Origin of the sequence: Roseateles sp. (assembly GCF_019237615.1) — a bacterium.
In the GTDB taxonomy this organism is placed as follows: domain Bacteria; phylum Pseudomonadota; class Gammaproteobacteria; order Burkholderiales; family Burkholderiaceae_C; genus Pelomonas.
Genome location: NZ_JAFAGT010000096.1, coordinates 10,995 through 23,509, shown reverse-complemented (window position 1 = coordinate 23,509; position 12,515 = coordinate 10,995). Strand labels below are relative to the sequence as shown.

General features: G+C 70.3%; 14 protein-coding genes. 6 read left to right on the top strand and 8 right to left on the bottom strand.

The window, feature by feature from the left end; genetic code table 11:
* The 3 genes from JOY88_RS20415 to JOY88_RS20405 all read left to right on the top strand — a co-directional run bounded on the left by JOY88_RS20415 (window position 1) and on the right by JOY88_RS20405 (window position 3,718).
* Entirely contained in the window at window positions 1–903 is a 903-nt protein-coding gene (locus tag JOY88_RS20415) for a hypothetical protein (protein WP_293504486.1), read from the top strand.
* A 124-nt stretch (window positions 904–1,027) separates the two neighbouring features.
* Complete coding sequence (locus JOY88_RS20410; protein ID WP_293504485.1) at window positions 1,028–1,309, top strand: BTH_I0359 family protein; 282 nt, start codon at window positions 1,028–1,030, stop codon at window positions 1,307–1,309.
* 93 nt (window positions 1,310–1,402) lie between these two features.
* Entirely contained in the window at window positions 1,403–3,718 is a 2,316-nt protein-coding gene (locus tag JOY88_RS20405) for an ATP-binding protein (RefSeq protein WP_293504484.1), read from the top strand.
* Window positions 3,719–3,720: 2 nt separating this feature from the next.
* Here JOY88_RS20405 and JOY88_RS20400 read toward each other — a convergent pair whose 3' ends face one another.
* Genes JOY88_RS20400 through JOY88_RS20385 form a run of 4 tightly spaced genes read right to left on the bottom strand, consistent with a single transcriptional unit; the run spans window position 3,721 to window position 6,367 of the window.
* The gene (locus JOY88_RS20400) at window positions 3,721–4,242 is read right to left on the bottom strand and encodes a GNAT family N-acetyltransferase (protein WP_293504483.1); all 522 of its coding nucleotides are present in this window, start codon (window positions 4,240–4,242) and stop codon (window positions 3,721–3,723) included.
* 14 nt (window positions 4,243–4,256) lie between these two features.
* Window positions 4,257–4,775, bottom strand: a complete 519-nt coding sequence (locus tag JOY88_RS20395; RefSeq protein WP_293504482.1) for a GNAT family N-acetyltransferase — start codon at window positions 4,773–4,775, stop codon at window positions 4,257–4,259.
* Window positions 4,772–5,338, bottom strand: a complete 567-nt coding sequence (locus JOY88_RS20390; RefSeq protein WP_293504481.1) for a helix-turn-helix domain-containing protein — start codon at window positions 5,336–5,338, stop codon at window positions 4,772–4,774. The genes JOY88_RS20395 and JOY88_RS20390 overlap by 4 nt, the downstream gene beginning before the upstream one ends.
* Before the next feature lie 30 nt (window positions 5,339–5,368).
* Window positions 5,369–6,367, bottom strand: coding sequence for a questin oxidase family protein (locus tag JOY88_RS20385; protein WP_293504480.1), 999 nt, complete (start codon window positions 6,365–6,367; stop codon window positions 5,369–5,371).
* 30 nt (window positions 6,368–6,397) lie between these two features.
* Between JOY88_RS20385 and soxR the strand changes: the two genes are divergently transcribed.
* Both soxR and JOY88_RS20375 read left to right on the top strand, forming a co-directional pair.
* Complete coding sequence (gene soxR / locus JOY88_RS20380) at window positions 6,398–6,877, top strand: redox-sensitive transcriptional activator SoxR (RefSeq protein WP_293504479.1); 480 nt, start codon at window positions 6,398–6,400, stop codon at window positions 6,875–6,877.
* A 69-nt stretch (window positions 6,878–6,946) separates the two neighbouring features.
* Window positions 6,947–7,723 (top strand): ferredoxin--NADP reductase, encoded by a 777-nt coding sequence (locus tag JOY88_RS20375; protein ID WP_293504478.1) that lies wholly within the window; start codon window positions 6,947–6,949, stop codon window positions 7,721–7,723.
* Here the strand turns inward: JOY88_RS20375 and JOY88_RS20370 are convergent, their stop codons facing one another.
* Window positions 7,724–8,728, bottom strand: coding sequence for a bile acid:sodium symporter family protein (locus JOY88_RS20370; RefSeq protein ID WP_293504477.1), 1,005 nt, complete (start codon window positions 8,726–8,728; stop codon window positions 7,724–7,726). It lies immediately after the preceding gene.
* 93 nt (window positions 8,729–8,821) lie between these two features.
* Here JOY88_RS20370 and JOY88_RS20365 point away from each other — a divergent pair, with 93 nt between their 5' ends.
* Window positions 8,822–9,736, top strand: a complete 915-nt coding sequence (locus tag JOY88_RS20365) for a LysR family transcriptional regulator (protein WP_293504476.1) — start codon at window positions 8,822–8,824, stop codon at window positions 9,734–9,736.
* Here the strand turns inward: JOY88_RS20365 and JOY88_RS20360 are convergent.
* From JOY88_RS20360 to JOY88_RS20350, 3 genes are read right to left on the bottom strand one after another with little or no spacing between them, the layout of a single operon-like run.
* A complete protein-coding gene (locus tag JOY88_RS20360; protein WP_293504475.1) occupies window positions 9,723–10,538 on the bottom strand; it encodes a LytR/AlgR family response regulator transcription factor in 816 nt (271 codons plus the stop codon). The genes JOY88_RS20365 and JOY88_RS20360 overlap by 14 nt on opposite strands.
* A 16-nt stretch (window positions 10,539–10,554) precedes the next feature.
* Window positions 10,555–10,953, bottom strand: coding sequence for a hypothetical protein (locus JOY88_RS20355; protein ID WP_293504474.1), 399 nt, complete (start codon window positions 10,951–10,953; stop codon window positions 10,555–10,557).
* Window positions 10,950–12,392 (bottom strand): sensor histidine kinase, encoded by a 1,443-nt coding sequence (locus tag JOY88_RS20350; protein ID WP_293504473.1) that lies wholly within the window; start codon window positions 12,390–12,392, stop codon window positions 10,950–10,952. The genes JOY88_RS20355 and JOY88_RS20350 overlap by 4 nt, the downstream gene beginning before the upstream one ends.
* Window positions 12,393–12,515: the final 123 nt, after the last annotated feature.

Sequence of the window (12,515 nt, the reverse complement as noted above, 5' to 3'; positions counted from 1 at the left end):
ATGCGCATCGCCCTGACCCCGCACCGCGCCGCCCTGCTCGCACTGGCGGCCAGCCTGTTCGCCCATGCGGCGCTGCTGGGCGGCGAACGCGTCCGGGAGGAGGCTGCCCGGCCGGCGCGCGCCGTCAGCGTCGCGCTGCTGCAGCCGCCGGTCCTGCCCGTCGCCCAGCCCGACCCGACGCCGCCCGCCCTGCCCCGGCACGCGGCACGCGGCGACCGCCCGGCCGAGCGGCCGACGGCCCCCGTCGAGGCTCCCATCGCCGCGCCGCAGGCGCCGCTGCTGCGCCTGGCCGGCCCGGCGGCCTGGCGCTACCGGCTGCGCCAGGGCGGCCAGGATGGCGAGGCCCAGCTCGACTGGCGCCCCGAGGCCGACGGCCGCTACAGCCTGCGCCTGACGCGCCGCGTCGGCGAGCACGCACTGCCCGCGCTGGAAAGCCTGGGCCGTACCGGCAGCGCGGGCCTGGCGCCCGAGCGCTTCGCGCTGCAGCGCGGCGGCCAGGACCGCCAGACCATCAACTTCGACAGCGAGGGCCGGCGCGTCAGCTTCTCGGCCATCCCGGCCCAGCTCGACCTGCCGGAGGGCGCACAGGACCGGCTGTCCTGGTGGCTGCAACTGGCGGCGCTGGTGCAGGCCTCCAACGCCCAGGCCGGCACGCCGGGCGGGCGCTGGCGGGTCTGGGTGGCGGGACTGCGCGGCGAGCTGCGCGAATGGGTCTTCGAAACCATGGAGGCCCGGCCCGAGGACGCCGGCATGCTGCATCTGCGCCGCCAGCCGCTGGGACCCCGCGACCCGGGTGTGGAGCTCTGGCTGGACCCGGCGCGCGGCCACTGGCCCGTGCGCCTGCGCCAGGGCGATCCTGAAACGCGCGGTTTCGAAATCAGCCTGTCCGACGTGAACTCCTGACGCTTCCTGGCCGTTACGGGGGCAGGGGGATGGCTTGAATTGGGGGGCGTTCTGCCAGTATCTGAATCGAGCGGGGCTTGAAACCACGGGCCCCAGCCGCAGTTGAAGCCCTGAGGAGAACTCCATGCACATGCTCTACAACTCCGACAGCTTCATCGTCGTTCAGTTCGACGTGCCGACCGCCGAGCTCCACGCTGTGGAGGAAGGGCCGCAGCTGAACCGCGGCGGCTTCGAGATCGTCGACAAGTTCGCCCGCAAGGAGATCTTCATTGAGGGCGCACTGGCCGAGTCCTTCCAGCAGGGCGTGCAGGCCCTCATCGCCGAAGGCGAGCCCTCCGAGGACGAACTCGACGCCTTCATCGAGCGCTACGCAGTGATGGGACAGCAGCCGGTCGTGATGCACTGAACGTTTACGGCCTGGCAACGCATTGATCTGCCGTCAAGCCTGATACAAGATGGGTCAACGCCGGCCGCTTCGGGCCGCGCAAGGAGCCCATCGATGGTGAAGCGAGCCGCCGCAGAGACAGCCCCCCGGGCTTGCGCTGCCCGCGCGCTGCCCTCGCCCGGCCTGGACAGCGCCCCGGTGCTGGACCGCATGTGCTCGCAGTTCGTTCTGACGCTGACCGTCAGGCACGCCGGCCGCTTCAACCTGCGGCGCGACTTCAACGGTCTGCTGTCCTTCACCGGTCGCCATCTGGTCTGGCCCGCCCGCGTACTGCAGCGGCTGCGCGGCTACCTGGGCCTGCGCTGCGCCGGCAACGAACTGTGGCGCGGCCACGAGGCGCTGAGCGACGAATCCTTCCTCGACCGCTTCGGCCAATGGAGCGGCCCCTTCTCCGAGGGCACGCTGTTCTTCTACCTCGACGAGTACGTCAAGGACGCCCCCAAGGACATGATGGCCCTGCTGGCCACCACCTGCGAGCACCTGGAGCGCCAGCTCAAGCGCGAGTCCACGCTGGTCGAGAAGAACATCGCCGCCCTGGGCAAGCTGCTGCAGCTCAACCCGGCCGAACGCGCCATCCTGCTCTACGGCACGCTGGCCCGCTACCAGCGCGAGCTGCGCGGGGCGCTGGTGGAGTTCAAGGTCAACACGGCGCAGGAGGCCTTCGCGGCCATTGCGGCCGTCGCCGGCGTGGACGAGCGCGAGGTGGCCGAAGCGCTGCGAGCCGGCTCGCGGCTGGAGCGCATCGGCATGGTGGAGAACCTGATCTCCGAGCACAACATCACCGACCTGGCCGACCTGATGAAGGTCAGCGACCAGCTCCCGCCGGTGCTGATGCGCGAGTACCAGGGCCCGCACGACCTGATGGCCGTGTTCACGCGGCCGGCCACCCAGAGCCTGCTGGCGCCGGGCGACTTCCAGTTCGTCCATGAGGACCTGGCGTTGCTGCAAGGCCTGCTGCGCCGGGCCGTGGCCACGCATGCCAGCGGCGTCAACGTGCTGCTCTACGGCCCGCCGGGCACGGGCAAGACCGAGCTGGCCAAGGTGGCCGCCGCCGCCGCGGGGCTGGACCTGTACGAGGTCGAGTACGCCGACCGCGACGGCAACTCGCTGTCGGGCCGCGACCGCTACCGCTCGCTGCAGATCAGCCAGGTCTTCCTGAAGGCCAGCGCCAACGTGGCCCTGCTGTTCGACGAGGTGGAGGACGTGTTCCCGCCGCTGTCCAGCGACACCGCCTCGCTGCTGAGCCGGCTGGATGCCAGCGCCGAGGGCGGCATCGGCAACTCGGTCAGCGGCAAGGCCTGGGTGAACCAGATCCTGGAGACCAACCCGGTGCCGGTGATCTGGGTCACCAACCGCATCGAGCAGATCGACCCCGCCTTCCGGCGCCGCTTCCAGTACCACCTGGAGCTGAAGTCGCCGCCGCCCGGCGCGCGCCAGGGGCTGGTGGCGCGGGCGCTGGCCGACGTCGCCGTCAGCGACGGCTTCGTCGCCAAGCTGGCCGAGCGCCCCGGCCTGACGCCGGCGCAGATCCGCACCGCCGTGCGCTTCGCCCAGCTGGCCGGCTCGGCCGACGACACCGAGAAGCTCATCGAACGCCAGCTGCTGAACGCCGACAAGGCCCTGGGCCGGGACGACGCCGGCAGCCTCGCGCGGCCCTGCGTCACGCGCTATGCGCTGGAACTGCTGAACTGCGAGAGCCGCTTCGAGATCCCGCGCATCGTCGAGGCGCTGCGCCGTCAGGGCCGGGGCCAGCTGTGCTTCTACGGGCCGCCCGGCAGCGGCAAGACGGCCCTGGCCGAGCACATCGCGCAGGCGCTGGGCCGGCCGCTGATGGTCAGGCGGGCCAGCGACATCGCCAGCAAGTTCGTCGGCGAGACCGAGCAGAACATGGCGCGCATGTTCGAGACGGCGCAGACGGAAGGCGCCGTGCTGCTGCTGGACGAGGCCGACAGCTTCCTGCGCAGCCGCAGGCATGCGGAGCGCAACTACGAGGTCAGCGAGGTCAACGAGATGCTGGCCGGCATGGAGCGCTTCAACGGCCTCTTCATCTGCACGACCAACCTCTTCGACGACCTCGACGAGGCGGCCCTCAGGCGCTTCGCGTTCAAGATCCGCTTCAAGGCACTGAAGCCGGAGCAGCGCGTGGCGATGTTCCAGCACGAGGCGGGCGAGGCGCCCACCGGCGAGCAGCGCTCGAGGCTGGCCGCGATGGACTGCCTGACGCATGGCGACTTCGCCGCCGTGAGGCAGCAAGTCGATATCCTCGGCGAGGCCTTCACGCCGGACGAGTTCCTGGCTCAGCTGGAGGCGGAGCATCGGGCGAAGCCCGAGGTGAGAGCGCGGCGAGGCATAGGCTTCAGGGCCGGCTGAGTTCAGCCGTCGACGGGCTGCGGCGGCGTGTCCAGCAGCAGCTGGTAGAAGCCCAGGTCCAGCCAGCGGCCAAACTTGAACCCGGCCTGCCTGATGGTTCCGCAGTGCTGGAAGCCCAGCCGTTCGTGCAGCGCGATGCTGCCGTGGTTCGCCATGTCGATGCCGCCCACCATGACGTGCTTGTGCTGCTGCCTCGCAGCGGCGATGAGGCGCTCCATCAGCAGCAGCCCCAGGCCCTTGCCACGGTGGTCCTTGTGCACATACACCGAGTGCTCGACCGAGTACTTGTAGGCCGGCCATGCGCGGAACGTGCCGTAGCTCGCGAAGCCGAGCAGGCGGCCCTGTTCGTCGACCGCACCGATGACCGGGAACCGGTTGTCCTGCTTGGTCTTGAACCAGCCCTCCATCGACTCCCTCGGGCGCGGCTTGTAGTCGTACAGCGCCGTCGAGTTGAGGATGGCCTCGTTGAAGATGTCGAGGATGGCATCCCCGTGCGCTTCCAGCGTGCAGTCGACGAACTCCATGCGGTGCTCCCGATTCACAGATGACGGAAGTAGTAGGTGGTCGAGCAGGGCTCGCCGGCGGGCATCAGCGCGTACCGCGGGATGTCGCCGGCGCGCAGCCAGCCCGCGCGCTCATAGACGCGCGACGCATCGCTGCCCGTCACGGTGTCCAGCACCAGCGTCGTCCGGCCCAGCTCGCATGCCTTTTGCTCCAGCGCCCGCAGCAGCCGCTCGGCGATGCCCTGCCGGCGCGCGCGGCGGTGCACCAGCATCTTGCTCACGTCGGCCCGGTGCGGCTGGTTGTCGGGCATGTCGACAACGAGGGACAGCGTGCCGCAGATGCGGCCGGCCTTGTCCTCGGCGACGAACAGATGGCGCTCACCGGCCGCGACGCACGCCGCCGCCTGTTGCCAGAAGGCTTCCGGCCGTCCTTCGGCGAGCGGCAGCATGAAACCCACCGACGCGCCGCCTTCGACGCAGTCGCGCAGCACCTCGGCCAGTTCGTTCACACGCACCAGGGCTTCGGCGCCATCGAGTTCCCGGATCGTGGTCACGGCCTGGCTCCAGTCAGCGCAACGAGGTAGCGCGCCTGCTTGGCGCCCGGGTTGTGGAAGCCGATGGGCGCATCCAGCCGCATGGCCAGGCAGTCGCCGGCGTTGAGCTGCCACCGCTCGCTGCCATGGGCGATCTCCATGACGCCGTCGATCATCCAGATGAGCTGGTGGATGTCGGCATCGCGCTCCGAGGTCTCGAAGCAAACGCGCTGGCCGGCGGGGAAGACCACGTCCACCAACTGCAGCGGCGACACGCCGGCGGGCGAGACGTTGCGGCGGCGGTAGCCCGAGGCCGGGTCACTCCAGACCGGCTGCTCGGCCACGCGGGCCAGCGGCGACGGCGCCGCGGGCGCGGGACCGGCCTCGAACATCGACGCGACGCTGACGCCCAGCGCCGAAGACAGCTTGTCGAGGACGACCGCCGTCGGGCTGCTCTGGCCGCGCTCGATCAGCGAGATATTGGAGCGGCTGACGCCGCTCTTCTGCGCCAGCGCGTCCAGCGACAGGCCGGCGGCCGAGCGCAGCTCGTGCAGGCGGCGGCCAATGCGTTGCGTGATGTCCATGCATTCCAGTTTACTGGAAATTGCAATCCATCAAACTGGATTGGCACGTTCGGCGGCGCGGCGCCAGGCCGGGTCGGGCCAGCGCCGGTCCAGGCGCCAGGCGGCGTGGGTGAGCTTGATGACGTGGACGTTGTCCTGCCCGCAGGCGGCGGCGCTCAGCGCGGGCCAGGGGCGGCTGGGCCCATGGTCCAGCGTCAGCGCCGGTGCGGCACCGCCGGCCAGCAGGCCGGCCGCGGCGGCCACGCTGAAGCCTCGCGCCAGCTCGGGCGCGGGCCACCAGGGCTCCAGCACGCACATCGCATGGCTGCCCGTCAGCAGGTGCAGCACCGTGAAGTTGCCGGTGGCGGCATAGGTGCGGGCGGCCAGCAGGGCAATGTCGCGCAGCGTGTCGGGCCCGTGGCGCAGGCGGCCGGCGACGGCGGCGAAATCAGATGACGCGCCCCAGGCCTCCATGCGGCCGCTGATCAGGCTGCCGGCCGGATAGGCCGGGCGGGGCAGTTGCTGCAAGGCCTGAAGCCAATCGGCCAGCGCCAGCGGCGGGCCATCGGTCGTCGTCGGCAGGGGCAGGAAATGGGCCGCCCAGTGGGCCAGGCCGAAGGCGAGCTCGCCCTCATGACCGGCCAGCACGGCATGGGCGGTTCGGATCAGCCCATGGAAGGCGATGGCGCCCACGCCGTCCAGCAGCAGGGGCAGCGCTTCGCCCAGCGCCGCTGCCGCACCGACGGCCGAGATGCGCGCGGCGAAGTGGGCGTGCCAGGCGGCCTCGCTGTCGATGCGCCCCAGGTCACGCGCCGGCAGCACGCGGCCCGGGCGCGCCGCGACGCGCGGTTCCAGCTGGGTCTCATGGTGCTCGCTCCAGGCCTGCAGCCGTTCGGCCGAGGCGCCCAGCTCCAGCAGCGCCTGCTGGGCCATGGGCAGGTGGTTGCTCAGGCGTCCACCGTAGGTGGGCGCCAGCGCCACCCCGGCGTCGAGCAGGTGGTGCAGCTGCGCCAGGGTGGCGGGAGCGGGCTTGGCGGTCTTCATCAGCATGGCGGGTCTCGGCTGTGGGAACATGGCGCAATGCTCGAAGTTCAAGTTAACTTGAAGTCAAGTTCGCCCGCTCCGTTGACCATAGGCCAGCTCGCCCGGCGCGCCGGCGTCGCGACCAGCGCCTTGCGCTTCTACGAGGCCGAGGGCCTGATCACCGGCAGCCGCAGCGCCGGCGGGCATCGTCAGTACCCGCGCCATGTGCTGCGCCGCGTGGCCTTCATCCGCGCGGCCCAGGTCGTCGGGCTGAGCCTGCCGCAGATCAAGGCCGCGCTCGCCACGCTGCCGCAGGGGCGCACGCCCACCAAGGCGGACTGGACGCGCCTGTCGGCCAGCTGGGCGCCGCTGCTGGACAAGCGCATCAAGGCGCTGCAGAAGCTGCGCGACCGGCTGACGGGCTGCATAGGCTGCGGCTGCCTGTCGCTGAAGACCTGCACCCTCTACAACCCACAGGACCAGGTCGCCGCGGAGGGCGCCGGCGCCAGGCTTCTGCGCATCGAAACGACGCCTTGACCCCTTGGCGACGGCCGGTGACCACTTCCCGGCGAAAATCCCCGGGTTAACCCGTCAACTCCATCGCCCATGAGTGCCTTCCACGAAGAGACCGTCCTGACCGTCCATCACTGGACCGACCGCCTGTTCAGCTTCACGACGACGCGCGACCAGGCCCTGCGTTTTTCCAATGGCCACTTCACGATGATCGGCCTCAAGACCGAGACGGGCAAACCGCTGCTGCGCGCCTACAGCATCGTCAGCGCCAACTACGAGGAGAACCTGGAGTTCCTCAGCATCAAGGTGCCGGACGGCCCGCTGACCTCGCGGCTGCAGCACATCAAGCCGGGCGACCAGATCATCGTCGGCCGCAAGCCCACAGGAACGCTGCTGATCGACTATCTGCTGCCGGGCAAGAACCTCTACCTGCTGGGCAGCGGCACGGGTCTGGCGCCCTTCATCAGCATCGTGCGCGACCCCGAGACCTATGAGCGCTTCGAGAAGGTCATCATCGTGCACGGCGTGCGCGAGGTGGCCGAGCTGGCCTACCACGACCACCTCACCGTGGACCTGCACCAGCACGAGTTCCTGGGCGAGTACGCCAGCGAGCAGCTGCTGTACTACCCGACGGTCACGCGCGAGCCCTACAAGAACATGGGCCGCATCACCGACCTGATCCAGACCGGCAAGCTGCAGGCCGACCTGGGCCTGCCCCCGCTGAACCCCGACGAAGACCGCATCATGCTGTGCGGCAGCCCGGCGCTGCTGAAGGACATGCAGGAGATGCTGGAGATCCGCAAGTTCAAGGAAGGCAGCACGACGACGCCGGGCGACTACGTCATCGAGCGGGCGTTCGTCGAGAAGTAATCAGCGCTGCAGCGCCGGCGCGGGCCGTGGCCCGACGGCGTAGCGCCGCGCCAGCGGCGCGCACACCATCAGCTGCAACTGGTGGAACAGCATCAGCGGCAGCACCAGCAGGCCCACGGCCTGGCCGGCGAACAGGATCTGCGCCATGGGCACGCCGCTGGCCAGCGTCTTCTTGGAGCCGCAGAAGACGATGGCGATTTCGTCCTCGCGCGAGAAGCCGAGCCGGCGGCTGACCAGCATCAGCAGCGGCATCACGAGCGCCAGCAGCAGTGCGCAGATGCCCAGCAGCGCCAGCAGCGTGGCCGGCGGCAGATGACGGTATAGGCCCTGCACCGTGGCCGCGCTGAAGGCGCCATAGACGACCAGCAGGATGGTGCCCTGGTCGGACACACGTACCCAGGCCTTGTGCCTGGCGACCCAGGCCCCCGTCCAGCCCTGCAGCGCCTGGCCGGCGGCGAAAGGCAGCAGCAGCGTGCCGACGATGCCCTGGAACGTGTGCCAGGACAGCTGCACCGCGCCGGCCTCGGCGGCACCACCCACCCACCGCGCCATGCCCGCCATCAGCAGCGGCGTCAGCGCCATGCCCAGGATGTTGGAGGTGGACGCGCTGCACATCGCCGCCGCCACATTGCCCCGCGCCACCGACGTGAAGGCGATGGATGACTGCACCGTGGACGGCAGCGCGCAGATGAAGAGCACGCCGAGGTAGAGCGTGGGGCCCACCAGCGGCTCCAGCCAGGGGCGCAGCACCAGCCCCAGCAGCGGGAACAGCGCGAAGGTGGCCGCGAACACGAGGGCATGCAGCCGCCAGTGCAGCAGGCCCTCCCACACCGCGCGGCGCGACAGCTTGCTGCCATGCAGGAAGAACAGCAGCGCGACGGCCGCCTGCGTGAGACCGTCCAGCACCACCACGCCGCGGCCCTGCACGGGCAGCAGCGCAGCCAGCGCCACGGTGGCGAGCAGCAGCAGAACGAAGTTGTCGGGCAGCCAGGCGGGGCGTTTCATGGGCCGCATTGCATCGGATGGCAGCCCAATTGAGAAATGGATTAATCGGATGATTTAATCCACAAGATCAATAAATAACCCCGGTTGCCCGCCATGCCCTCCCCTCACGTCACGCTGCGCCAGCTGCGCGTGCTGCTCGCAGTGGCCGAGCACGAGGGCTTCGGCCGGGCCGGCGACAGCATCGGCCTGTCGCAGCCCGCCGTCAGCCAGGCCGTACGCGGGCTGGAGGCCGAGCTGGGCCTGAAGCTGCTGGACCGCACGACGCGCGAGGTGGTGCTGACGGCGGCCGGCCAGGCCCTCGTCGGCCCGCTGCGCCGGCTGCTGGGCGAGCTGGACGGCATGCTGGACGAGGCCCGCGACTCGGGCGCGGCGGCGCGCGGCATCGTGCGCGTGGCCAGCGCGCCGACCATCTCGGGCGGGCTGATGCCCCAGGTGCTGGCCGCGGCGCGGCAGCGCTTCCCCGACATCCAGGTACGGCTGGGCGACCAGACCCAGCAGCTGGCCATCGAGGCGGTGCGCAGCGGCGAGGTGGATTTCGCCGTGCTCGTCGGCATGGACGCCACCGAGCCGGAGCTGGAGCAGCAGCCGCTGTTCGACGAGCGCTTCATCCTCGTCTGCCCCGCCGCCCACGAGCTGGCCGACCGGCAGCTGTTGACGCTGCCGGACATGGCCGGCCGGCCCCTGGTGCTGTTGGACTACAGCTCGGGCAGCCGCCCGCTGATCGACCGCGCCTTCGCGCGCGCGGGCGTGGTGCCACAGGTGGCCCTCGACGTGGGCCACCCGGCCACGGCCTTCCGCATGGTGCAGGCGGGGCTGGGCGTGTCGGTGCTGCCGGCACTGTCGCTGCCGCTGCCCGACGCCGTGGCGCTGCGCGCCGTGCCGCTGGAGGCCGCGCTCAGCCGCCAGGTCGTGCTGGCCAGGCGCCGCCAGCGCTCGCTGGCGCCGGCCGCGCAGCGGCTGTGGGATCTGATCGCCGCGCTGGCGGCGCAGCGGCCTACATCCCCTTGAAGAGGTGGGTGTAGCTGCGGCTGACTTCCAGCTTCTCGGCCAGGCCCCTCACGCCCACCAGCTGGCGGCCGCGGAAGTCGCGCGTGATGCCGTCGATGGCCCGCGCGTTGACGAGCGTGGAGCGGTGGATCTGCCAGAACACCTGCGGATCCAGCTCGTCCACCAGCTCCTTGATGGGCTTGCGGATCAGCGCCTCCACCTTGGCCGTCTGCACGCGGGTGTACTTCTCGTCGCTGATGAAGAACAGCACCTCCTCCACCGGGATCATCTGGATGGCCTGGCCGACGGTGGCCTGTATCCATTGAAGGTAGCTGGGCTTGCCGCCACCGCTGACCTGGGCGGACAGCTTGTGCAGCAGCTGCTGCAGCGGCGCCGACGATGTCTCGACCGACTCCTTGCCCTCGCGCTGGGCCAGGCGCTTCTTGATGCGGGCCACCGTCAGCTGCAGGCGCTCGCGCTCGGCGGGCTTGAGCACATAGTCGGCCACGCCCTGCTCGAAGGCCTCGACGGCGTACTGGTCGTAGGCGGTGATGAAGACGATCTCGGGCACCAGCCAGTCGTCGTCCTCGGGCAGCTGGGCGATCTGGCGGGCGGCGTCCACGCCCGTCAGGCCCGGCATGCGGATGTCGAGGAAGACCAGGTCGGGCTTGTGCTCCTTCGTCAGCTCGACGGCCTCCAGGCCGTTCTTGGCCTCGGCCACGATGTCCAGCTCGGGCCAGACCTCGGTCAGGCGGCTGCGCAACTGCTCGCGCATCAGGCGTTCATCGTCGGCCAGAACGGCGCGTATGGGTGCTGTGCTCATGGCCGCGGATGCTAGTTCAGACGGAGGTCGATTTGGCGGCGTTGGCGCGGCTGCGGTTGCGCAGCACGACGAACAGCAGCAGGCCCAGCAGGATCAGCGGCGAGCCGAACACGACGCCGACGCCCAGCAGGCTGGCGACGACCAGGGCCAGCACGCCGCCGACGATGAGCAGCGGCAGCGCCACGCCCAGCAGCAGCACCAGGGGCAACACGACGACGCAGACGACGCCGGCGATGAACAGGCCGAGGCTGGCGCCCAACCAGTCGCCAAGGCCGCCGCCGCCGAGGAAGAACTCGCCGTCGTCCAGCACGACATGCATGCCCGGGCCATGGTGCAGCAGCGCGAAGCCGCCGAACATGGCCAGCAGCACCAGCAGCGCGGTGGCGATGAACAGGATCTTGAACAGGGTCTTCATGCTGCGACTCCTTCTTCGTTGCGGCTGCGGTAGGGCACGGTGATGGTGACCACGGTGCCCGAGGGTTGGTTCTCGGTGACGGTGACGCTGGCCTTGCTGCCGTGCAGCAGCTGCAGGCGCTCGCGGATGTTGGCCAGGCCCACGCCGGTGCCGGAGGTGGCGGCGCGGCCAAAGCCCAGGCCGGTATCGGCCACCGTCACGGCCAGCTTGCCGTGCAGGATCTCGGCCTTGACCTTCAGGCTGCCGCCCTCGGCCTTGGGCTCCAGGCCATGCTTGATCGCGTTCTCGACCAGGCCCTGGATCATCATGGGCGGGAACTCGGCGGACAGCAGGCCGTCGGGCACGTCGATCTCGGTCTGCAGGCGCTCTTCCATGCGCATCTTCAGGATCTCGAGGTAGGGCCGGATGACGGCCAGCTCGCGGCCCAGGTCGCGTGCGCCACCGTTGGCATTGGCCTCTCGCATGGTGGGCATGGAGGCGCGCAGCAGCGCGATGAGGTTCTTCTGCATCTGGCTCGCGCGCGGCGGGTCCACCTCGATCAGGTGGTCGATGCTGGCCAGCGTGTTGAACAGGAAATGCGGCTCGACCTGCGCCTGCATCGCCGCCATGCGGGCCTCGATGACCTGGCGCTTGAGGGCCTCGCTCTCGGCGTTCTCCGTGGCCTGGGCGGCCTTGACCTCGGCCTGGATGCGGCCCTTGTACATGGCCTTGATGACGGCCGAGGCCAGGATCCACAGGATGGCCAGGTCGACCAGCGAGTCGCCGGCATGCACGACGGTGACGCGCCGGCGGGCGTCGCGGGTCTCGTCGACGGCCTCCTGCAGCGCCGTCTGGGCTTCGGCGGCGGCCTGCTGGGCCTGCTTGAGCGCGTCGGCTTCCTGCTTGAGCTGGCTGAGCTGTTCCTTGGCCTGCTCCACGGCGGTGCGGACGTCCTCGGGACGGGCGCTCTTGGGGAAGTCGATGGAGATGCCCGGGGGGACGTCGTCCCGGGCCTCGCCCTCCTCGCCTTCGGCCGCGCTGGCAGACGAGGCGGGGCGCACCGGCTGGATGCGCACGCCGCGTTCGTCGATCTTGACCTCGTAGTGCACGCCCTTGTCGCTGCTGCCCTTGGCCGTGGCTTTCTGGGCGGCCTTCTCGGCGGCCCTGCGGGCCTGGTCGGCCGCCTTCTTGGCCTCGGCCTCCAGCTTGGCCTGGCGGCGCACGGCGCCGCGGTCGCTCTGCTCCACCTGCTCGCTGACGCGCCAGGTGAAGGGCGGCAGGTTCTTCAGCACGTTGACGCCGATCAGCAGCGCCAGCGACAGCAGCACGAAGCGCTTCCAGCTGATGCCGACCAGCCAGCCGGCGTAGAGATGGAAGTAGCGCACCAGCGTCGTGGAGAAGCGCTGCCAGCGCTCGATCCAGAGCTTTTGCTGGGGGCTGGGGGTGAAGGAGGTGCTCATGGCCGGGAATCGTCGTTGGGAGCCACTGTACGCAAGCGTTTTCCGCCGCGTGGGGTCGAAGCGACGCGCCGACCCGCCCTGGGGACGAACTGCACAGGCGCGCGACAGGCCGTCGGGGCATAA